Origin of the sequence: Pseudomonas sp. GL-B-19 (assembly GCF_019956415.1) — a bacterium.
In the GTDB taxonomy this organism is placed as follows: Bacteria; Pseudomonadota; Gammaproteobacteria; order Pseudomonadales; family Pseudomonadaceae; genus Aquipseudomonas.
Genome location: NZ_JAHBDK010000019.1, coordinates 63,830 through 85,281, shown reverse-complemented (window position 1 = coordinate 85,281; position 21,452 = coordinate 63,830). Strand labels below are relative to the sequence as shown.

Here is a 21,452-nt window from a genome sequence, read left to right as displayed (position 1 = left end):
CAATTGATTTAGCAAAAGTACTTTAACATGCAAAAAACCTCTCGATCCGATGCAGTTTACAAGCTGAGCCAAAAAGCTTTAGCTGCTCTCAACAATGATGCGCGTGAATCACTGCTACTGAATTGGCGGGGGATTGATGACAGCGACGAAGTGTTCTCCTTGCTTTCAAAAGAAATGCAACATCTACTTATCTCAAACGACGAACCGCCAAGTGACGTACAGAATCCTCTTTAGGACGAGTTGTTATTGATTGCTTTGCACTCACAATACAAGAGCGTTACAAATTTGTATTTATCTAGCCAAATGAAAAAAATGGGATTCGGCAAGCATTAAGTATTGGGACTCATCGAACCAATGGAAGCTTGTCCTTGCTGCAGTTACCGCACATTATCGTCGAGAGTAAACTACGAAATTTGTGATCTGTGCAAATGGGAAGACAACGGAGTAATTGATCCTGAACAATACAGCGACCGGAACCATATGACACTCGGAGAAGCGAAAGAGACATTCTCAAAAAATATGAACGTATTGCCTTTAGACAAATGGGCCATTTAAGAATCACAGCAAAGCAACAAATGTATTTCCACACGCCCAAAAAACCTCCTGAATAAAAATCAAAAGATGAACACAAAGGGGACGGGTTTATTTTCACGGTTTTTTAGTCCTAAAATACGCTTACACCTGTTCCCCCAACGCCCGACCGCAACGGCACGACCACGCAGCCACAAAATACTGAGCCTGCAGTAATCTCGCAAATCGTGATACTACTGAAACCCGAAATCCGTTGCTTATTTCAATGGACACCTATAAAAAAATAAAAAAACAGGAAAATAATTCATCACTTACAGCAAAAACACTCGTCACCGATTTCTCATTTTTCCTTCGCCCTATAAGTTCACATAAAACTAATAGAACCTATTTTACCCCTTCCACACGGGCCAACCGATGAACACCAAACAAGTTCTGCTCATAATTTTAACCGTACTTTCCACATCAGCGCTTGCTGAGAACGCAGAATTTGGATTCGTTTGAAGCACTCCAGATGGAAAGGCTTATTTATATACCACTCAGGAAATTTCGAGCCACGATTCCATCTCAGTCCAGTTCCCTAAAGCCAACGGAGTCGTCGCTTGCTGCAAATCAACAAAATCAAATGGGGAAAAACAGCAACCGGGTGACGTAACCGATTTGCTCAACGAAGCCGACATGCACATCTACGGGCTCGACATTCAATACAAAGAGCCTTTCATCGGCATAGCCGTGGTGGGTAAAAATGTAAGCGAACACGGTGTGTCAGCAGTTGAAGTCAAGGGGCAAGCAACAACAATCAGCACATGCTTAAGCCAAGAAGGCGTTCATCTTTACTCAAGAAAAAATGGACGCTTGAATGGTCATTTGTATTTAAGTCTCGGGTACGACGTAGAGCTAACCTATCAATCTTGCGAAACGGAACGACAAAGCTCCGTACCGACAGACGTCTCCAGCTACATCAAAAGTAGAGACAACTGTGACTCGCTGCGTGGCGACATTCCTGAACCGGACCCTGCCGACCCGGGGAATCTCGATCGTGCCATCAGCAATATAAACAAATATTGCAAAGGTACAGATCAGCAGCTGAAGGAGAAATACTCCGGAAACAAAAGCGTTGAAACGCTGCTCTCGACTTACGAAGAAAATATTGAAGCTGATATGAGTTTTTAGATTCACTCATCAAGGACGACAGTTGTGACATCTGAAAGCATTTCCCCTCAGGCCTGGTTATCCGAGATCCCGCTGCAAACGGGCGAACACCTGTATCTGATCGTCAGCGCAGCCAGCGATGCCGATGCGCTGAAGACGCTTTACCAGAATGACCCCACCACCCAGGCCACCCCGATCTGGGGCGGAACTCCCTACGCGAGTTGGCAACAGGTAATGCCTTACCTCACCGAGTTGAAGCCCAACTCCGGTTTTCTACCGTGGATTGCCGAAACAGACGCGCAGGACTGGGGTTGGCTGGCGGTTTCAACCAGCATGCCGGAGGTGGTGTTCGAACACCTTCGCAGCCTGACCCAAGTGCGCATGCCCGATGGGACCGAGGTGTTTTTCCGGTTTTGGGATGGGCGGCATATCTACCCGATTCTGGAAGGACTCGGCGATGCGGCGGGGGAAGTGCTGCCGGTGTTTGATCGGTATCTGATTAATGGGAAGCGGCTGGAGGTTGGGCCGAGGGCGGTGCCGAAGGCGAAGGATTGGCCTTGGTGGGAGGTGCCAAAGGGGTTGCTGGATGGCCTGGCCAAGAAGAATCCGTTAACGCTGATCGGCAACCTGATGCAATGGCTGGAGACGGAACGTCCAGACATCTACACCGCTTATCCCGAGAGCAACCTGAAGCTGAAAATCGCCCGTTTCGTGCGCCGGCCGGATGCTCCGAAAAACCTGAATGAAGCACTGTTAAACCACCTGATTCTGGAGCAAGGCTGATGGATCGCGTTGCCTACGTTGACAACCAACTGAGTACGTTCAAGGACAGTCTGAAGCTGTACCAGGAACAAACCAAAACCTGGTACGCGAAGATCGCCGATAAAGGCAGCCGCGCAGCAGACCTGCCCTCCCTGCTCGGCATGGAACGAGTGATCAAGGTGGGCAACACCAGTACATCAGTCAGCGTGACTGACGGCGACTTCACCTCGAACGTCGCGCAGTGCCCACTAAAAGGGCCACTGCTGATCGAGAGTAAATTCGAATCGGTCTACGACATCCCACTGGGTGACATCGAAGTCGAAATCGTGGCAGTGGAAGGCGGCGCGGTCAGCAAAGTCAAACTGGATGCTCAAGGCAAAGCAGCCTGGACAGAAGGTGTTCCGGGCAAGTTCTACAAGATCCGCGTTCACAATGAAGTGACACCGGCGCAGATTGATACGCTGTTCAGTTCCTATGGCGGTCTGACCGCCGACCTGGAAGGCTTCCTGCGCAAGGAATGGGCGGGCTTCAAACCTCAATGGTCCAACGTGTCAGCCTCCGGCACCGCCATGGCTGTCGGCAACGGCATCCTTGAAGGAGGCTGGGAAGCGATCAAAGGGGTCTGGGATGGCATCAGTCTGGTGCTTGACATCCTGCAAGACCCGGGCAAGTTTGCGAAGGACCTCGGTGCAGGCACCCAAAAACTGATCGACCTCGCCAAACAAGCACCCGACGTCATGAAAAAGGCCATGTTGCTGGCCAGCGACGAGGCCGCGCTGTTCCTGATGGTGCGCAGCGCCATCATCTGGCTGGCAGGCCTGCCACCGATGAAGATGGCTGGCGATGTGGCAAAAATGACCACAGCGGCGGTCGTGGGTATCGCCATCGACATCGTCATCTCGATCGTGCTGACCATCGCCGCGGAAGGTACCGGCGTCATCTACCTCGCCGCGCGGTTGAAGAAGTACGGCGAAATCATCATCAAGGCAGTCACTGGCTTTGTGGAGTCGGTGTTCAAGATCATCAAAGGCTTCATGGAATACGTCACGAAATACACGGCCGTTGCGGCCCGTGGTGTGACGGCACAAATGAAGAATGGCTTGGCCCAGTTGCGTTTTGACGGGAAGAAAAACGCGAAATTGGGCAAGGGCAAAACCGGCGATGATGTCTCCAGGCAAGCCACGACACCCGCCGACAAAAGCGCTGAACCCGCCGCGAAAACCTGCACAGACAAGTGCCCCGTTTCGATGGTCACTGGTGAAGAGCTGTTGACGCTGACCGATGGTCAACTCGACGGCCTGCTGCCCTTTGAGTGGACGCGCCTGTACCGAACCAGTGCCGTGGAAATCGATTGTGGCCTGGGATACGGCTGGAGCCATGCGCTGGCGCACCGTGTTGAGATCAACGGTGATGAAGTCATCTGGACCGACCACGAAAACCGTGCCACGCCGTTTCCACTTCCGAGCCAGCAACGCCCCGCTATCACCAACAGCCTGTCGCGCGCAGCGATTTTTATCGGCGACGATCCTTCGGAACTGGTTCTGGCACAGGCAGGCAGTCGCCCTTCCTTCTACCACTTCCGTTACAACAGCAAAGGCGCAACCCTCATCGCCGTCAGCGACAGCTATGGCAACCGGTTGCACATCACCCGTGATATTCACGGGCGAATCAAACGCCTCGATAACGGTGCCGGTCGCGCCCTCCTCCTGCGCTACGACCGAAAGCACATTGTCGCCGTCGACTATCAGCAGTTCCTTCCGGCGGACACTCTGGAAGATGCCTGGAACACCGTCCAGACGCTGGTCACGTACAGCTATGACGCGCAGCATCGCCTGATTGAAGCGAAGAACGCGGCCGGTGAAGCCGAGCACTATCGCTACAACGATCAGCACGTGATTCTCGAACGGCAATTGGCGGGTGGCGCCAGTTTCTTCTGGGAATGGGAGAACGAAGGCAAGCTCGCGCGTTGCGTCCATCACTGGGCGAGTTTCTCGCAGATGGAAGCACACTACGTCTGGGACGATAAAGGTAGCGTCACGGTTACTAACGCCGATGGCAGCGAAGAGGTTTATACCCACGACGATAAAGCGCGGTTGATCAGCAAGATAGACCCCGATGGCGCGGAACACCACAAGGCCTACGACGACAAGGGCCAGTTGATCGCAGAAAAAGATCCGCTGGGCGCCGTGACCGAATACCGGTACGACGAAGACGGCTTGATGACGGCGGTCATTCCTCCGGAAGACGAACCGGTCACGTACGAATACAGCAATGGGTTCGTGAGCGATGTCCATCGCGGCAAAGCCACGTGGAAGTATCAGCGCAACAATCAAGGCGACATAACCCAGCAGATTGATCCGCACGGCAACGCCACCTTCTACAGCTACGACCGCCAAGGCCGCTTGCTGGAAATCCGTCATCCCGATGGCAGCCGCCATCAACTGGGCTGGAACAACCTCGGACAACTGCTGGAAGAAAGCCTGCCTGACGGCGGTCAACGCAAATACCGTTACGACGCCTTGGGCCGGCAGATCACCCGTCAGGAAGAAACCGGCGCGATCACCCACTACCAATGGGATGCAGTCAGCCGCCTGACGCAAGTCACCCTGCCCGGTGGCGCCAGCCGTGCGTTCACTTACAACCCGTACGGCCGCGTTACCGCAGAGCGCGATGAGCTGGGCCGTGTGACGCGTTACGAATACGCCGATGGTCTGCACCTGGTCAGCCGCCGGATCAATCCGGACGGCAGCCAGTTGCGTTATCGCTACGACAACTCGAGATTGCTGCTGACAGAAATCGAGAACGAACGTGGCGAGCACTACCACCTCGACTACCACGCCAACGGCCTGATCCAGCAGGAGACCGGTTTCGATGGCCGTCGCACCGCCTATGAATACGACCTCAACGGCCAACTGCTGAAGAAAACCGAGTTCGGCGACGATGGCAGCGAACTGGTTACCGAATATCAGCGCGACGCTGCTGGGCGCTTACTGGTCAAAACCCTGGCCGATGGCGAAGAAATTCACTACAGCTACGACGCCTTCGGGCGCTTGGTCAACGTCGATGACGGCAACTGGCCGCTGGCGTATGAATACGATCTGCAAGACCGCCTGATCACGGAACATCAAGGCTGGGGCACCCTCCGCTACCAGTACGACACCGTCGGTCAACTGAAACACTGCCGCCTCCCGGACGGCAGCAAGCTCGATTACCACCATCAGCGCGGCGGTCAACTGAGCAGTATCGACCTCAACGGCTCTCGCTTGACCGCCCACCAGTTCAACGCTGGTCTGGAGCAAAAACGCCAACAAGGCCTGCTGCTCAGCCAATACCAGTACGACGAACAAGGCCGTCTGCAAGCACACAGTGTCAGCCAAAAAGATCGAAACCTCTTCCACCGTCGCTACGCTTACGCCGCCAATGGCAACCTCACTAGCATCGACGACAGCCGCAAAGGCAATCGCAGCTACCACTACGACCCGCTCGACCGCCTGATCAACGTCCGTGGTAGCACCCCGGAAAGCTTCGCCCACGACCCGGCCGGCAACTTGCTGGGCCAAGGCGATCAACCCGCCGCGAACCTGGCCAACGTCAAAGGCAACCGCTTGCTGATGCAGGGCGACCGCCACTACGACTACGACGCCTACGGCAACCTGACCCGCGAACGTCGCGGCACCGGGCAGAAACTCGTCACCGATTACCGCTACGACTGCCAGCACCGTTTGATCGGTGCCAGCCTGCCCGGGGGTAGCGTCGCGTCCTATAAGTACGACGCCTTCGGCCGACGCATCGAAAAAACCGTCGACGGCAGCACCACCGAATTTTTGTGGCAAGGCGAACGCCTCGTCGCCGAAAGCGCTGACAACCGCTATCGCACTTACGTTTATGAACCGGGTAGTTTCCGTCCGCTGGTGATGCTGGATGGCGAAGGCCCACTGAAGGCGACGCCGTTTTACTATCAGCTCGATCATCTCGGTACGCCGCAGGAGCTCACGGACTACAGCGGCGAGATCATGTGGTCGGCGAAATATCGCGCTTATGGCAATCTCGCTGCACTCGATGTTGCCGAAATTGACAACCCGTTGCGGTTTCAGGGGCAGTACTTCGATGCGGAGACGGGCTTACACTACAACCGGCATCGCTACTACAATCCGGGGACCGGGCGGTTTCTGACGCCGGATCCGATCAAGCTTGCGGGTGGGTTGAATAACTACCAGTACGTGCCTAACCCTACGGGGTGGGTGGATCCGTTGGGGTTGAATGGGTGTCCTGGATCTGATGGAGGTAAGCCAGAGAAAGCCCAAGAGCGCTCGGAAGAAAAGGCAAAAGTAGATGAGGGCAGTCCTAAAATCCCAGTAGTCTTGCATGATGTGGACCCCAACCTACTTAATCGCACGCATAGCATTGAAGGCAAAGGATCGACTAAACGAGTTGAAAACCTCGCAAATGACATGCGTAGTAACGGCTTCAATAAAGAAAAACCAATCGACGTCGTTGAACACGAAGGTAACTATTACATAGTAGATGGACACCATCGAGCGGCAGCTGCACGGCGCACCCACACACCGGTAAGCATAAATTTAGTCAAAGACTTAAAAGCTTACGGAAACAAAAACTACGCAACCCTTGATGACGTGTTAGATTCTGCAAAAAATGTTGGCAATGACAGACTGGAGCGTCCTAGAAGATGAAAAACAAAGAGCTTGAGTCATTAATTTTCGATTTTTTAACCGCTGTAGAGGACTCGCTAGTTTTACTCGAAAGGCAATTCGGCTCGAGATCTCTCCTAGCGTTATGGCGTGAAAAAAAAATCGAACAACGCGGAGAATTAAGCCCCGGTATAAGTTACCAACTTCATGGCAAAGGTTGCATGATCGAATACCCAGAATTCTGTATAGATTTTGACTACGGCCCTAACGAAAGAACAGATGGGTTTGACGCATGGCGGCTGTACAATTACGCATGTGAATTCCCAGACAAACACCAAAAATACACGGACCTAAAACTAGTTGAAGCAGAACTTAGCCAATACGCACAGATGAAAAAAATCAAAAAAATTAGCAACTCCAATTCAGATCTATATTTTTTCGAGCATAACCAATAGCTCCCTACAACTAGAAATAAAGGGGACACTCGATTTAATTAGTAACGTAATAAATATTGATAACTCTGTTGTTCGCGCTCCACTAGGAACTAAATAGATGAAGGCAACGATACAGCACATCATAGAACCTATGGCGCTCGGCACCTTCGCGGAGTTCTCTACAACTTACGGGACTGGAAGGTCATTTTTTTCAAGTTCCACGCTTGAGGAAAATCAGACATATGATGTAGAGATGGAGATTGATGATGATGACTTCATTTGGAACACAAACATCAGCCCGTCCACCGATTGCATACCGTCATTATATTTTTACTCTGGAAAGCTCTGCAAAACGGCCAAACTCATATCTAGCGATGAAGATGGAGACAGCGAATTAAAACTGGGCGACTCCATAATATTTATTTCAATAGACGAAATTGATCTACCACTCCCTTTATTTATCAACCTTACCGCACAAAAAACCACTCTTTACCCTACAAATATTTAAAAAAGTGGACGGATTTATTTTCACGAAAAAAAATAAATCCGCCCCCTTTTCGCTAGTTCATCGAGAATGCCAAAGTAGGCAACGTATGAAAGACTTATTACTTGACGGATCCTACGTATATGCACACGCACCCTGGCTAAACTGGAGTGAGCTTCTTTATGGACTGGAACACAGCTTCATAAACGAAAAGGGAGTATCTGAATTCGCTTGCGAGGGTTTAACTGAAAAATCTTCACAAGAAGCCATTAGCCTTGCGTCTTTATTACCCCAAGAAAGCTACTTGACACTCGATTTACTCCGCAGACTTGCTACCAACGAACCAACTATTGAAACAGACAAAGCAAAACCATGGATTTTTTTACTGCTTTCATTTTTGTTTGACAATAAAAATAGTTACAGCGACCCATTAAATATAGTGGAGCAGGTATATTCAGACTTCGATTACCCAGAGGAAATTTCACCTCTAACTAGATACATGCCGGCATCAGAAGGCATCGAAGGATCTGAGGATCAGCTATTCAAGAACTGGGAAAAAGCTTTATCAGACTACAATAGTTTTTTTAGTAATCAAAACAGAAAGACTTTGTAGAAAGTGACTCCACCCCGTTTTTCGTGAGTTGTAAAAAAGTGTGAAAAAGGACTGAAAAAGGGGACGGATTTATTTTTACGAAAGAAAACAAATCCGTCCCCTTTTCACGTAAGGATGGAACAGTTGGCTGGTCCGCTGCAAAATCTCCAAACAGGCATACTTTTGCGCCTAAAAGCTGGAATGATGCAAAAATCCTCAAAGCTACTGATGAGGTAGCGTTAGAACCCGGAAGAGTTTTACGTGATGAACCAGGGGCGTTAATCACTGAACAGATAAAAGTCGTTGATGGCGTTGAATGGCAAGTAATTAAAGAAAACGGCGTAGTGACTTCATCCTATCCAACAGGAGCGACTCCATGAGAAACGATGAAAATGAAGAGATTTATGAAAAGTTATATTCATGGATCGGTGATTCAGAAGATTCAAATTGGACTGAATACAGCCCCGAACTAGTAGCAAAATCAGTTTTAATTGATTTCAAAGATCAGCAATGGGAGCAATTAGAACGAGAGGTACTCCATAAACCAGAATACTGGCAGCAGCGTTGCGCTGTATCGTTAGGAGAGGACAGACCACGCAACAAAAATACTGAAACTATTACTTTCCGACTCCAGCTATAAAGATGTAAAAATTATAGCCATTTACGAACTCGACTGGGCTGAAGTACCAATAGAAAAAAATACGCACTTTTCATCCGCAACATTTTAAAAACGATTCCGACTGACGAAGTCGAAGCAGAACTCACAAACCTACTCGCAAAAGCCGAGTCAGCAGCAAAATAATAAAGGGGACAAAATTTTTTCCAGAAAACAAAGGCGACGGATTTATTTTCAACAAAAGCAAACGAAGCTGCTCCTTTTGATCACAAGTGATAAAGCATGATAATTGAAAGCATAAAATGGATTTCAAGTGAGGCCGAAGAAGCTGAGGTTGAAATCAGTGACGGCCACTTTAAATGTGTCGTCTTTTCTCAGCCTTGCAGTGCCAAGGTTGGCCAGCAGTTAACTGAACCGCTCCACGTATTCTCCATAAAAAATGCAATGATCAGTGACAAATTCCTACTGGGGATATGGAGCACAAACAACGAAAAGCTTGAGCGCAAAGTCGTCGCAAAAATAGTCGACATTAAAAATCAAATAATTGCCGTTGGCGACATCTGCATGATCATCGACGACCTCCTACCAGGCGGCTTAGAGAATGGAAACGTCATTGAATTCAAATGCGCAAGAGTAGATCTTTGGTAATCACAAAAAACGTTAAGCAAGGTGAATCGTATACTTTCAGATTTCGATTAAGCACAGGAATTTTGACATCTAGCTATATACATGTCGACATAAGTAGGATTCGAAGAATTTGACAATCAGTTACTCGACAACTGGGAAAAAGCTCCATCAGAACACAATAGCTTTTTTAAAAGTCCAAACATATAGCCTTCTTAAACAACAAATACGGTCGTGAAAAAAATCAGCAAGTTCTACTTTTTGCTCCATGAATCCATGCTTCAGAAATTTCCCACAACCCCTATCGACCTCCATGAACTTGTAACCCCCCACTCCCCCAGATAACCTCCCCCAGCCGCTGCAACCTCAGCGACCGGTTTTGACAGACTGAACACGATCAAGGCATGCAAATGCCGCTTTGCGGCTCCGTCCCTACAGGAGCTTCACCATGAAAAAATGTCCTCCCGATTCCCTCGGCCCAATCGATCTCAGCCAAGCAACCCAACGCACCGTCAGCGCCCGCCTCCGAGATCCGAACACCCCAGACCCCATCAGCCACGTCTTCACCATCCTCCCCAACATCGATACCGAAACCCTGCTAAGCCACGCCTGCGAAACCCTCGGTTCTCTCAACGTCCTGACCACCGACCTGGCCTGCGAACTCGAAGGTTCACACCGCAGCCTCGCGCTATCAATCCAGCAACTGGCGGTAGTGGGTGAATTATTGGTGAACCGTGCGCTGGACAATCTCGACCCTCTTGGCGACGCATCCGAAGCCCCACAAAGCACCCAATCTTGAGAGAAGGAGGTTCAACCATGGCTCGATACATGCCCATCACCGGCATCGATTGCCTGATCCCTTCCCTGCTGGTTGATACGGAAGCGCCCCTCGACGTGTTGCACGACACGGCGGCATACCGAATCCGCAGCGTGACTCAACTGGTGGAAACTCTATCCTTGGGTGATTCGCTCAAGGGCGACAACGCGCTACTTCAGGACTTCGCCCGGGTAATTGCAATTCCACTACGCGACGGCTGCGACTTGCTGGACGTTATCGGCCGACGCTTACAGGCACAAGCTGAATAAAAAAACGGGCGATCCTACGATCGCCCGTTTTTGTGTATTCGCTGTCAGCCCTTCTATAAGGAGTCCGCCCAGTGCAATGGCCTCGGCAATCCATGCACTGGTAAAGAGCCCTGACACTGGGCGAACGAGGGAATTTTAATAGAAGTTTGCAAATATGTCCGCGAGACGAACATGAAATTTTATATACATAATGTTTAAGTGAATGACGATCGAAATACTATTCAGCCTGCACCAAAACTCACCAACCAGAACATTAACGCTGATTGTTCTTGTACAAAAAAACTATACAAGAACAATCAGTCTATACAGTCAATCCTCAGCTTTTGGATTTAGTGGTCACTTTCAGTACGTCGGTGTACGTGACGACAACGCTTTGCCCAACTTTCAGGTCTTTGAGTTTGGCTTGAATTTCTGGTTTTACGACATCAACAGTTTTTTTATTACCCTTCGGACCTTCGAAGGTTACCTGATGTTTCTTCAGGTCGATGTGGGTGATTTTCAGCTGAACCTGGACCTGACGGTAAGCTTCGCCGCCCGGTTTGGAGCTACCCGGAGCCGCGCGAGCTTCGCCCGTGCGTTCGGCGGCGCCTGGCAGGCCCTTGTCGACGTCGGTATCGAGGGCGAATACGACGGCGTGAGCCACTTGGATGTCGACCAGATCGCCAGCTTTCAATTTGCCAAGGTTTTTCGCCTCGTCAGTCAGTTGGATAGTAGCCTCATTACCTTCAGGCCCTTTAAGGACGACTTGATGGTTTGCGGCATCGACCGAGACAACTGTCGCGGTCATCTGATCCGCTACCACGTCAGCAGACAACGGAATCTCCTCGGCCATAGCGCCAAGGCTGACAGCAGACAGCAAGGTAGCGAGGGTGATGGCTTTGGTCAGTGCGTGGAGTTTCATAGGCAATACATTCCTTGGTAATAAATGACAGCAGACCGCTCTGGCTCAGGCGTCAGCGCGATGTGTGCCAATGAGCATAGACGTTCTTCAGGGAGTGTTCGCAGTTTCTTGCGCGGTGGATTCGCCGCTGTCTGTGTTTTTGCTGCTTTCCTTGCGCCAGATCAACTCGGTGAGGCGTAGCGCTCGACTTCGCCCTCAGTAACCGGTCATTTCCAGATAACCCTGCCCCGCATGGCTGCCGCTTAGTTGCACCGGCCCTTCCCAATATGGAATGCGCAAATCCATCCAGGCGTTGGGGTTGAGAGCGTCAAGGGTGATATCGAGGTGCTTGCCGGGGATTTTGATTGACCAGCGCACGGGCATCTGACGGCCAGCGACCTTGGCCGTGTCTTGCGGTGTGAGGCGGATGTCGTCGGCATGCAGTGGTTGAGTCTGCCCCTGGGCGTCGATCCAGGTGCCGGTGAGGTAAGGCTCGCCGAGCTTGTTGCGCATGCGGTAGAGCATCACCTGTTCGCCGCTGTCCAGGTGCAGGGAAAACCAGTCCCAACCGGTCTGGTTGGCGGTCAGCGGTTGGCTGCTCCATTCGCGATCGAGCCAGGCCGGGCCGCTGACTTGATAGGTTTTACCGTCGATGTCCAGCGAGCCACTGGCCTGAAAAAACGGCTGGCTGTAATAGTACGACGCCTGGCCCTGTTCGGATTTCTGGCTGAAACCTTTGTCGCCCTGAAGCACCAGCGGGCGCGAGGACGTTAGCCGCAGTTGGTATCCGAAAGCCTTGTCCCGCGCACTGAGTTGAACATCCGCTAATGGATCAGCCCCCTGGCTGCTGAAATGCCAATCATCGATCCACGCATTGAACGGCGCCACGCTCACGCCCGCCTGACCGACGCCGCCACGGGCGTAGCGTTCGGCCGCGTGATGCACCGTCGCTGAGGTCACGGCCGCGTGCCCCAGCCAGATCGTCTGATTGGCCCAGCCCGCAACTTCGGGCGCTGCTTTCAAGGCGCTGCGAAACAACGTCCATTGCACGCCGAATTCTTGGCCCTGCGCGTCCTTGAGGTTGGCGGTGACGTACCACCACTCGATGCGAAAACCGTCATGGGGCCCGTGATCCGCCGGGAAGCTGAAGACCCGGCCCGGCACCACCGGTGTAAACGCGGCCGCTTCGCCCCCGAGACCGGCGAAGCCTTTCTCGACAGGTGCGGAGTTGTCGCAGCCGCTCAATAAAACCAATAAAAGCAATCCGAGCTTAATCCTCATGAGCAAACGTCCTCAGCAGGTCCGCCGGTTGCGTGCGATACAGCGAGTACAACGGCCACGCCGATGCCAGTAACGTCGCGAACAACGCCAACCCCATCAACTGCAACAATTGCAGCGGAAACACGCGCAAAGGCAAGCGCCAGCCGAACGCCTGGACGTTGATCACCGCATCCAGGCACCACGCCAGCGCGATTCCCAGCGGCAACGCCAGTACCAGCGTCAACACCGCCAGCGACCAGGTTTGCCCGAGGTTGAGCAGCATCAATTGCCGGCGCGTCACGCCCAGCGCCCACAACGGCGCAAGCTGCCCGAGACGGCTTTGGCTTTGGGTCAGCAAGCTGATAAACAACGCCACGCCCGCCACACAAAGGGTCAGGCTGTTGAGCGCTGCGGTGGCGGCGAAGGTGCGTTCGAACACTTGCGTCGACCAGCCTTTGAGCCGCGCCTGATCGACAATGCGGTTGTCGTCCAGCGCGAAACGCGCCTGCAACGCGCTGACAAATGCCGGGATCAGTGCCGGTTCAATGCGCAGATTAAAACGGTTGGGCGCCTGCTGTGGCCAGCCGTGCAGCAGATGGTTGACGTTGACCAGCAAGTGACCCTTGGGGTTGCCGTAATCGGCGTAGATCCCGACGATGCGCGGCGACCACGGGCCGCCCGGCGTGGGAATCGTGAGGTGATCACCGAGGCGCACCTTCAGGCGTCGGGCCAGTTGCTCGCTGAGCATCAGCGCATCGTCCTTGGCCAGTCGGTCCCATGGGTTGTCGCCCAAGGCCTCCAGCAACGGCCAATGTTGACGATAAGTCGGGTGATCGATCACGCCGAAAATGTCCGCCGGCCAGCCCTGCAACTGGATCGACACCTGCCAGTTGGGCAGCACCGCCGAGAGTTGCGGTTGCTGTTTAAGCCAGGTGTTCAGCTCGCGAGACTGAGCCGGGGTTTGCGGATTGACGTAGAGCTCGGCGGTCAGGCGCTGTTCGAGCCAGTTGCTGAAGGTCTGGCGAAAACCGGCGGTCATGCTGCCGGCGCCGATGTTCGCCGCGAGTGCCAACAGCAGCGCCATCAGGGCCAGGCTCAGGGCCGGCAATTGCTGTCGGCAATCGGCGACAAACCATTGGCCGAGCACTGAATGACTGCGCTGCAATGCGAGGTTGAGCACGGCATTGAGCACTACGGGCAGCGCCAGAGCGGCGCCCAGCAATAACGCCGCCATCAACACAAATCCACTGGCCAGGCTGTCGCCCCAGATCAAGGCGCTGAGCGCAATCACGGCCGCCGTCCCCGCGACCCAACCCTGGCGCCGCAACCACCGCGCATGAGCCTGATGCCAGGCTTGCGGATCAGCCAGTGCCAGCAACGGCAAACGCGCCGCTCGCAGCAGACTGTTGGCGCCGGCCAGCAATGCACCGAGCAAACTCAGGCCGACACCGCTGAGCCACCACCACGGGCTGAGGTTCAACTGCCCCGCCACTTCGGCGCCGTACAAGCCGCGAAGGCTGGCGGCAACGTCCGGCAATAATACGCTGGCCAACAGGTAGCCGCTGACCACCCCGGCGAGGCCGCCCATCAGCGCCAGACCGCCGAGTTCAACGGCCAGGCACGCGATGAGCATTCGTGCACTGACGCCACAGGCGCGTAGGGTTCTGAGCAGGCCCCGGCGTTGTTCCAGTGCCAGACCGATGGCCGCGTGGACGATGAACAAACCGACCACGAATGACAGAAAACCCAAGGCGTCGAGGTTCAGGTGAAAGCTCTCGGTCAGGCGCGCGAGGTTGTTCTCCTCGCCGCTGCTCCTGAGCTGGAGTTGATCCTTGAAGGTGTCGGGTAAAGGAGCGCTGAAATCCTTCGGCAACAGCAAGCGCGACAGTTGATCGGGCAACCCCAAAATCTGTTGAGCAAAGCCAATGTCCACCAGCAGCACACCAGGGGCCATGTCGGTTTGAACGTGCAGCGGTGGTAATGCCACACCACTCAAACTTGTCGGCCGCTCACCTTCGCGCAACCCCAAAGTCTGCAACGTCTGCGGCGAAATCCAGGTACTGCCCGGCGCACTGAAGAACTCGACAATCTGCTCGATTGGCAACGCCTGCCCCGCCACCGAGGAACCGGCGGGCAGCGACACCGGCTCGATGCCCATCAGCTGCAAGCGTTGCTCTTCATGCCCCTTGAGGATGACTCGACCTTGCAGCACCGGCGACACCGGCCAACCGGCTCGACGCAAGTCGACAAATAACGACTGAGAAAACGTCCCGCCACCGGGCGCACTTAGGCTGGCCTGCGGTTCGCCGCCGATCAACTGACTGGCTCGGGCATAGCTTTCCCGCGCCTGGCTGTTCAATGCCTGTACGCCGGTGAGCAAACTGGTGGCGAGCCAGAGCCCGGTCAGCACGCTGAAAAACTGCACCGGGTGCTGCCGCCAATGACTGAGCAGCGCCCGTAACGTCTCGCGAAAAACCCGCACCTCAGCGCTCGTCCGTGCCAGCCAGACGACCACCGTGCAACACCACTTTTTCCGCCAGCCGCGCGGCAACCCGTGGACTGTGAGTGACCATCAACAACGTGGTGGGTGTGTCGTCGAGCAATTCCAGGAGCAGCTTCAGCACCTCGTCGCTGGTGGCTTCATCGAGGCTGCCGGTGGGTTCGTCGGCCAGCAGAAGTTTCGGCTTTGACGCCAGCGCGCGGCCCAATGCGACTCGCTGCTGTTGGCCGCCGGACAGTTGCTCCGGATAGCGTCGCAGTAAATCACTCAAGCCCAGGCGCTGCACCAGATGCGCCTGCCAGCGCGGATCATGGCGCCCCGCTAACCGCGCCTGAAAGGCCAGATTGTCCTCGACCCGCAAACTGCCGATCAGATTGAACTGCTGAAACACCAGGCCGATTTCGGTGCGCCGCCAGTTGGCCAGTTGCCCTTCGCTCATCTGCTCCAGCCGATGTTCACCGCTGCGGATGCTGCCCTGGTCGACTTTGTCGAGCCCGGCAATCAGGTGCAGCAAGGTGCTTTTGCCGCTGCCCGACTCGCCCATCAGCGCCAGGCTGCTGCCGGGTTTGAGCGTCAGGTCGACGCCTTGCAGCACCGGCAGCGGACCTTGCGGGGTAGCGTAACTTTTGAAGACGCCTTGGACCTGAAGCATGGGTAAACCCGTTTAAGAAGCGTGAAGCAAGGATAGCGGCCTAAACAGATGCGTTGCCTTCGGATCAACCCTCACAACCCGATCCCTGTAGGAGCGGGCTTGCCCGCGAAGGGGCCCGATCAGACAACAGAAATGTCACTGCCCCGCCGCCACACTCGCCGGCGACTGCGAAGGCGTCACAATGCTCTTCAAATCAGTATGCTTCCACTGCGGCTTCGCCCCCAGCCGCGCATTGAACCGGTAGTTAAACGTGAATGTGTCGGCCGTCGGCACACTCAGTGGCTTGCCATACACCGCCTCAACCCCCGTCAGGTCATACCCCATCAACTGCAACAGCGTCGGGAAGATGTTGTAGTGACCAGGATATTCAACGCGCTGCCCACCAGGGCGAACAGTTGTCGGATCAACGTCTGACGAATGTACGCCGTCATAAACAGCGCCATCGTCAGCGCGATAAACATGCCCCGAACAGCAGCACCGGAAAACCGATGCCCATTCCACTCAAACGTTCGACGTAATAGTCGTAACTTTTAAGCAAATAAATAATTAAAAAAAGTTATTTGATATATCGAATCGTTATCTTTCCGGCGCCATTGGCCAATAGATTGTCGGCCTTTTTTTGACACTAGCTCCGCCTCATCCATGCGCAAGAATTGTCGGACTTTTTAGTACGCGTCAAAAAAACGTTGATTCGAAAATGACACTTTTGCGAGGAAATTACCCCGATTTTTTTGGCACAAGACCGTCCATCGATTTCTTTAAAACTTTGCAATCCCTTCAAATCCGCGACAAATCGAACACGAACAAGCACTTGATGGCATTTAGCCCCAAACAGTTGGAAATCCCTAATACGACAGAGTGTCATTTTGCTGACACGCTTTCCCAACGCTGGGCTATACCCTTTTTGAGAGTTCTACTTTCGTTATTTCAACCGTCTTACGAGGCACGCCAATATGGACGTGAGCGTATTTGGTACGGGCTATGTTGGCCTGATACAAGCAGCGGCACTGGCCGATGTCGGACATCGCGTCTTATGTGCCGACATTGATCCAAACAAGATAAAACAACTGCAACAAGCAGTGCCGAAATCTCTCAATTTGGTGGTCGGTGGCTTACCACAAGCAGGAGTGGCTTGGCGGTAACGCGGGCGCAAACGGTCTCTAGCGAGGCCAGTTTTGACTGAAGCGCGACATCATTGAGCGCGAGGATCTAAATATGATTTTTGAGCCCAATACTAGTCGTTCCGTTCTTCAGAGAAGAAGCAGTACCAGTATCGTTATTCAGGCTGGTCTCGATGCTGTCGCAGTGACCGGTGTCGCGTGGTACCTGATCAACTATCACATCGGCTTCATATCGCAGGCCTATGTCATCATGGTCCTGTTGCTACTGGGGGCGTTGGCCGTCGTATACGATCACTATGCTATTTACCGAAGCAATGTCGGCTTCGCTGTCAAAACTTTTAAGCTTCTCAAGGCATGGACGGCCGTTTTTTGTTTTCTTGTTGCCATTGCCTTTCTCACCAAACAAAGTGAGCAATACTCACGTTTGTTGGTGGGTGAGTTGTTTGTTATCGGGTATTTCGCGCAGTTGCTTTTGCACCTCGCAACACGCGAAGTCCAGAAAAAGTTCCTGGCCCATCCGACTCATAGGAACAACGCACTTATTATCGGCAAGGGAGAGCTGGCCAACTTCCTTCACCAGAAAATCAGCAATAACCCCTGGCTGAGTGAACAGGTGGTTGGGGCAGTGTTGATCGGGACGGATGAGGATCATGTGGAAGATGGTTCAAAGAATCCACATCGCTTAAAAATACTGGGCCATATCTCCGACCTACATGAACTAGTTGTTCAGCACTCCATTCGTACCGTCTATTTCGTTACGCCTCTGGATGGTTCAAAGGTTATCAAAGACGTTTATTTAAAGCTGTTTGATAAACACATCGCCGTAAACTGGGTGCCGGATATTTTTTCACTGCGCTTGATCAATCACAGCGTACGTGAAATTGCCGGGATTCCCGTGCTGACCCTTTCTGAAACTCCGCTGATGGGGATGCGGCTGCTTCTGAAGAACCTTGAAGATAGAGTCCTGGCCTTTCTCATCTTGCTGATTGCAGCACCGTTGCTGGCGGTAGTCGCCATTGCCATCAAGCTCGACAGCCCTGGGCCGGTGTTCTTTCGACAAAAACGCATGGGGTGGAGTGGCGACTCGTTCCGTATCTGGAAATTCCGAAGCATGGTCGTCCATCAACCGGAAGATGGCATCGTCAAACAGGCTGAAAAGAACGATCCGCGCACTACCAAGGTGGGCGCCTTTATTCGCAAAACAAGCCTGGATGAACTGCCGCAGTTGTTCAACGTGTTGATGGGGGAAATGTCCCTGGTGGGGCCGCGCCCCCACGCCATTGCGCACGATGCGCAGTACTCACCCGACATCTCGGACTATTTTGCCCGTCACAACATCAAGCCAGGGATCACAGGCCTGGCTCAAGTGCGTGGCTTTCGCGGTGAAACGAGAGATATAGAACAGATGATTCGGCGGGTTGATTCGGACATTGAATACATCAACAACTGGTCGCTCTGGCTCGATTTCGTCATTCTTCTGCGCACTTTGCTTGTCTTCTCCGGCAAGCATGCCTACTAGTCGATTCCGAGGGGCGCTATAGAAGTTACGACCCCTTCACCTACTTGATCAGCCTACAAAAGTGTCGACCGGAAATAGATCCAGGGTGCGCTCAACCTCATCGGCGTCGATTCTAAAACCGTCGCCATCGGGTGTGCCCACTACAAAACCAAAGTTTTGATGATCGCGATCCGTTAGATATTTGAAAAAGCAGAGGAACCGATTGGGAGGCTGCAATACCAGCAGCGAACCACCAAGCGGTAGTAGGTTAACACCGTGTATGAGGTGACTACCCTCGATCCCTACCACGACTCTTGCACCGGCACAGGCCGCGACGATGGTAGCAACATCAGACCTTGCGGGATCGATAATGCGAAATCCTCTGCGGTCACGCAGATGTTCAGCTAGTTCCATTTCATTTCGTAACAAGCGCAATTCACCCTTGTTGCCGCGCAGAACAAACACGCCAGGATGGGAATTATATTTTACGTGCGACAGCAACCTTTCACCCATCGCACGAAAGCGAAAGTGCTTATGTCGATTTTGACTTAGATCGTCAAAGATCACGAGCTCACGAAAAAATGCGTTACGTAGACGAACCGGCGTCATACCCAGCCAGTCTTCATAACCGGGGGCGTGAAGAATGCCGGTCTTGGCGGTAGAAACGAGGTTGGCGGGCAGTGCCGTGGTAACTGGAATACCCTCTTCGCATGCCATAGGGTAAGTTATACAATCATCCATCAACCATGAGCCGAACCATTTATTCCCGCCCGCCGTGCAATAGATCGCTCCGCGATCAATTTCGTTTTCTACGCGAACTCTTGGCAGCCATTGTGATCTTGGCGACAACCATGATTTGGCATCGTCTTTATAGATAGCACCATCAATTAACCATACATCTTTAAGCAGGTAGCCGTGCGTTGGGCCATGTTCAAAACTGCCTACGCCCTCCATTGTTCGACGGGGATGTTCGAAGGGATAAAACAAATCGCCTGCCCATCCCGTCACGCGTTCGAGCTGATTGGGCAGGAAAAAAGCAGGCGGAGCAATTGAGGTTTCGCCAGGAGCAATTTCCCAAGTCTTGACGGCCACACTTTGCAAGGTCAATGGCGGTTTTCGTGTAAATCGTGCTTTTAGAATATGTTTGTACGCAACAAGACTCCACCTCGACTGACTGCTATTCGCCAATGTATCGGTGCTCGACATATTAACCTCCACCCTGAGGTAAACACACAGAAACTTAGTTTATAGCCCATCACGTAAAACTCCACCTCTCAAAAGCAAAAAATACATTTACCCGGATATGATACTTTTTATGATGGGAGGGGCCTTTAAATGATTGTAGCGACTGCGCAAGGTGTCGAGAAGCATAGCTCCGGGCTCTTTAGCGCAATGAAGATATACTTTTGAGAGTCCACCGAAGCCCATTTCACGATATCGATTCGTAACTTCCTCATCAGTCCGACCCTCGGGCAGTCCAAGATGAAGTGTCAATTTTTTACCTTCGACAGCAAATAATGGTGTTTCCCAAAGAAATTGCGCTACGCCCTCTTTCGGCAGTTGTACAAACAAATAGCCATGATTGCCCAGCGTATCGACATCCCCTCCACGCCTTCTTTTCCACTCGAGGAGCCCATCATCCGGACGCGCCAGACACGTACCGATATCGTAATAGTCAAAACCGTTTTCTATCGCCCACTCAAGTGCCATGAACGTAGTTATAGAGTTGATTTCACGCAATTTTTTTGCATCTGAAAACACTGCATCCGGATAGCCGAAGCGGATCGTGCTCCAGTAGCGCCTTTCCCCTCGGGTAATGGTGCACCCCAGATGGCAGGCCACTACCTCGTCTTCCAGCATTACCAGGTCGAGTCGCCCGAAATTTTTTGCCACCCTTTGAACCTCATGCGATTCAATCTGAGAGGCCGCTGCGCCATGCCGGGCTCTGGCATAAGGTTGAAGCATTTCCCGATCTGCTCTTTCAATCTCGTCATCGTTCAATGCTTGCTTCATGCGATAACGTAGTCGGTTTTTACGCAGATTTCGCCGCAGCTCTGTATTGTATCTTGCGGTAATGTCCTCTATTGGCCTGCCCAAGGGCACGACTGCACTCAGAGACTGAGGTATATGCAACGCGCCCAAGGTCGGCATTTCACTCACTAGCACCGAGTGCCTTGATTTATCTGATTTTAATTTTCTATCGACCACTTGAGGGTCGGCACCCAAGAGAACTTGCACAAATTCCCGTCGTGATTTACGACCAACATAGAGAATATCGTAAAAACTGTCTTCCCGAAGTCTGAGCCTGACAATTTCCCAGCGCCAAAAACATGTTCGCGCGAGTAATTCATATAGCTCAGCGAGTGATTTGCTTAGCTCAAATCGCATTGAAGGAGATATTAGCTTACGCATCAGTATTGCTACATATTTTTTCATCTGCTCAACGGCGCAAGTTAAGTGAATTTTATTTCAGCTTTAAAATCAACAGGATAGTCATTCGAAACAAAAGCTGAATTGCCAGACTCGCCCTTAAGACCCGCAGTACACCTTTGCTGGCACGTTTGTATGATCTGCCATCTCTTAACGCTACACCACGTTTTTTCTTGCGAGAAAT

General features: G+C 52.6%; 19 protein-coding genes and 2 pseudogenes. 14 read left to right on the top strand and 7 right to left on the bottom strand.

The features are described from left to right. The first annotated feature begins 27 nt into the window (after positions 1–27). The 12 genes from KGB06_RS06480 to KGB06_RS06420 all read left to right on the top strand — a co-directional run bounded on the left by KGB06_RS06480 (position 28) and on the right by KGB06_RS06420 (position 10,927). Positions 28–234: a hypothetical protein gene (locus KGB06_RS06480; protein WP_223512862.1), complete on the top strand. Its 207-nt coding sequence runs from the start codon at positions 28–30 to the stop codon at positions 232–234. A 120-nt stretch (positions 235–354) separates the two neighbouring features. Beyond that, positions 355–555 carry a CPCC family cysteine-rich protein gene (locus KGB06_RS30055; protein ID WP_223512978.1) on the top strand — a complete coding sequence of 67 codons (201 nt, stop codon included), beginning with the start codon at positions 355–357 and terminating at the stop codon, positions 553–555. Positions 556–1,206: 651 nt separating this feature from the next. Next, complete coding sequence (locus KGB06_RS06470; RefSeq protein WP_223512860.1) at positions 1,207–1,701, top strand: hypothetical protein; 495 nt, start codon at positions 1,207–1,209, stop codon at positions 1,699–1,701. 24 nt (positions 1,702–1,725) lie between these two features. Next, complete coding sequence (locus tag KGB06_RS06465) at positions 1,726–2,463, top strand: DUF4123 domain-containing protein (protein WP_223512858.1); 738 nt, start codon at positions 1,726–1,728, stop codon at positions 2,461–2,463. Continuing rightward, positions 2,463–7,133, top strand: a complete 4,671-nt coding sequence (locus KGB06_RS06460; RefSeq protein ID WP_223512856.1) for an RHS repeat-associated core domain-containing protein — start codon at positions 2,463–2,465, stop codon at positions 7,131–7,133. The genes KGB06_RS06465 and KGB06_RS06460 overlap by 1 nt, the downstream gene beginning before the upstream one ends. Beyond that, entirely contained in the window at positions 7,130–7,546 is a 417-nt protein-coding gene (locus KGB06_RS06455; RefSeq protein ID WP_223512853.1) for a DUF6896 domain-containing protein, read from the top strand. Before KGB06_RS06460 ends, KGB06_RS06455 begins: the two co-directional genes overlap by 4 nt. Positions 7,547–7,643: 97 nt before the next feature. After that, positions 7,644–8,033 (top strand): hypothetical protein, encoded by a 390-nt coding sequence (locus KGB06_RS06450; protein ID WP_223512850.1) that lies wholly within the window; start codon positions 7,644–7,646, stop codon positions 8,031–8,033. 85 nt (positions 8,034–8,118) lie between these two features. After that, complete coding sequence (locus KGB06_RS06445; protein ID WP_223512847.1) at positions 8,119–8,622, top strand: DUF2247 family protein; 504 nt, start codon at positions 8,119–8,121, stop codon at positions 8,620–8,622. 355 nt (positions 8,623–8,977) lie between these two features. Next, the gene (locus KGB06_RS06435; protein WP_223512845.1) at positions 8,978–9,241 is read left to right on the top strand and encodes a hypothetical protein; all 264 of its coding nucleotides are present in this window, start codon (positions 8,978–8,980) and stop codon (positions 9,239–9,241) included. Positions 9,242–9,499: 258 nt separating this feature from the next. Further along, positions 9,500–9,865, top strand: coding sequence for a hypothetical protein (locus KGB06_RS06430; protein ID WP_223512842.1), 366 nt, complete (start codon positions 9,500–9,502; stop codon positions 9,863–9,865). Between the two features lie 424 nt (positions 9,866–10,289). After that, positions 10,290–10,640, top strand: a complete 351-nt coding sequence (locus KGB06_RS06425) for a DUF6124 family protein (protein ID WP_223512839.1) — start codon at positions 10,290–10,292, stop codon at positions 10,638–10,640. A gap of 17 nt (positions 10,641–10,657) precedes the next feature. Beyond that, positions 10,658–10,927 carry a hypothetical protein gene (locus KGB06_RS06420; RefSeq protein WP_223512836.1) on the top strand — a complete coding sequence of 90 codons (270 nt, stop codon included), beginning with the start codon at positions 10,658–10,660 and terminating at the stop codon, positions 10,925–10,927. A gap of 316 nt (positions 10,928–11,243) precedes the next feature. Here KGB06_RS06420 and KGB06_RS06415 read toward each other — a convergent pair whose 3' ends face one another. From KGB06_RS06415 to KGB06_RS06395, 5 genes and pseudogenes are all read right to left on the bottom strand, one after another. Further along, positions 11,244–11,828, bottom strand: coding sequence for a hypothetical protein (locus KGB06_RS06415; protein WP_223512835.1), 585 nt, complete (start codon positions 11,826–11,828; stop codon positions 11,244–11,246). A 195-nt stretch (positions 11,829–12,023) separates the two neighbouring features. After that, the gene (locus tag KGB06_RS06410) at positions 12,024–13,088 is read right to left on the bottom strand and encodes a lipocalin-like domain-containing protein (protein WP_223512834.1); all 1,065 of its coding nucleotides are present in this window, start codon (positions 13,086–13,088) and stop codon (positions 12,024–12,026) included. Further along, positions 13,078–15,549 carry an ABC transporter permease gene (locus tag KGB06_RS06405; RefSeq protein ID WP_223512833.1) on the bottom strand — a complete coding sequence of 824 codons (2,472 nt, stop codon included), beginning with the start codon at positions 15,547–15,549 and terminating at the stop codon, positions 13,078–13,080. The genes KGB06_RS06410 and KGB06_RS06405 overlap by 11 nt, the downstream gene beginning before the upstream one ends. Before the next feature lies 1 nt (position 15,550). Further along, on the bottom strand, positions 15,551–16,219 hold the full coding sequence (locus KGB06_RS06400) for an ABC transporter ATP-binding protein (RefSeq protein ID WP_223512832.1): 669 nt from the start codon (positions 16,217–16,219) through the stop codon (positions 15,551–15,553). A 135-nt stretch (positions 16,220–16,354) separates the two neighbouring features. Then, a pseudogene (locus KGB06_RS06395) lies at positions 16,355–16,576 on the bottom strand (sulfatase); the annotation flags it as partial. Between the two features lie 596 nt (positions 16,577–17,172). On the opposite strand from KGB06_RS06395, the pseudogene KGB06_RS29990 reads away from it, so the two are divergent. After that, positions 17,173–17,304, top strand: a pseudogene (locus KGB06_RS29990) (hypothetical protein); the annotation flags it as partial. A 130-nt stretch (positions 17,305–17,434) separates the two neighbouring features. Next, a complete protein-coding gene (locus tag KGB06_RS06385; protein WP_223512831.1) occupies positions 17,435–18,859 on the top strand; it encodes an undecaprenyl-phosphate glucose phosphotransferase in 1,425 nt (474 codons plus the stop codon). Positions 18,860–18,907: 48 nt separating this feature from the next. Here KGB06_RS06385 and KGB06_RS06380 read toward each other — a convergent pair whose 3' ends face one another. Both KGB06_RS06380 and KGB06_RS06375 read right to left on the bottom strand, forming a co-directional pair. Beyond that, positions 18,908–20,044 (bottom strand): glycosyltransferase 61 family protein, encoded by a 1,137-nt coding sequence (locus KGB06_RS06380; RefSeq protein ID WP_223512830.1) that lies wholly within the window; start codon positions 20,042–20,044, stop codon positions 18,908–18,910. A gap of 87 nt (positions 20,045–20,131) precedes the next feature. Next, on the bottom strand, positions 20,132–21,274 hold the full coding sequence (locus KGB06_RS06375; protein ID WP_223512828.1) for a hypothetical protein: 1,143 nt from the start codon (positions 21,272–21,274) through the stop codon (positions 20,132–20,134). Positions 21,275–21,452 lie beyond the last annotated feature (178 nt).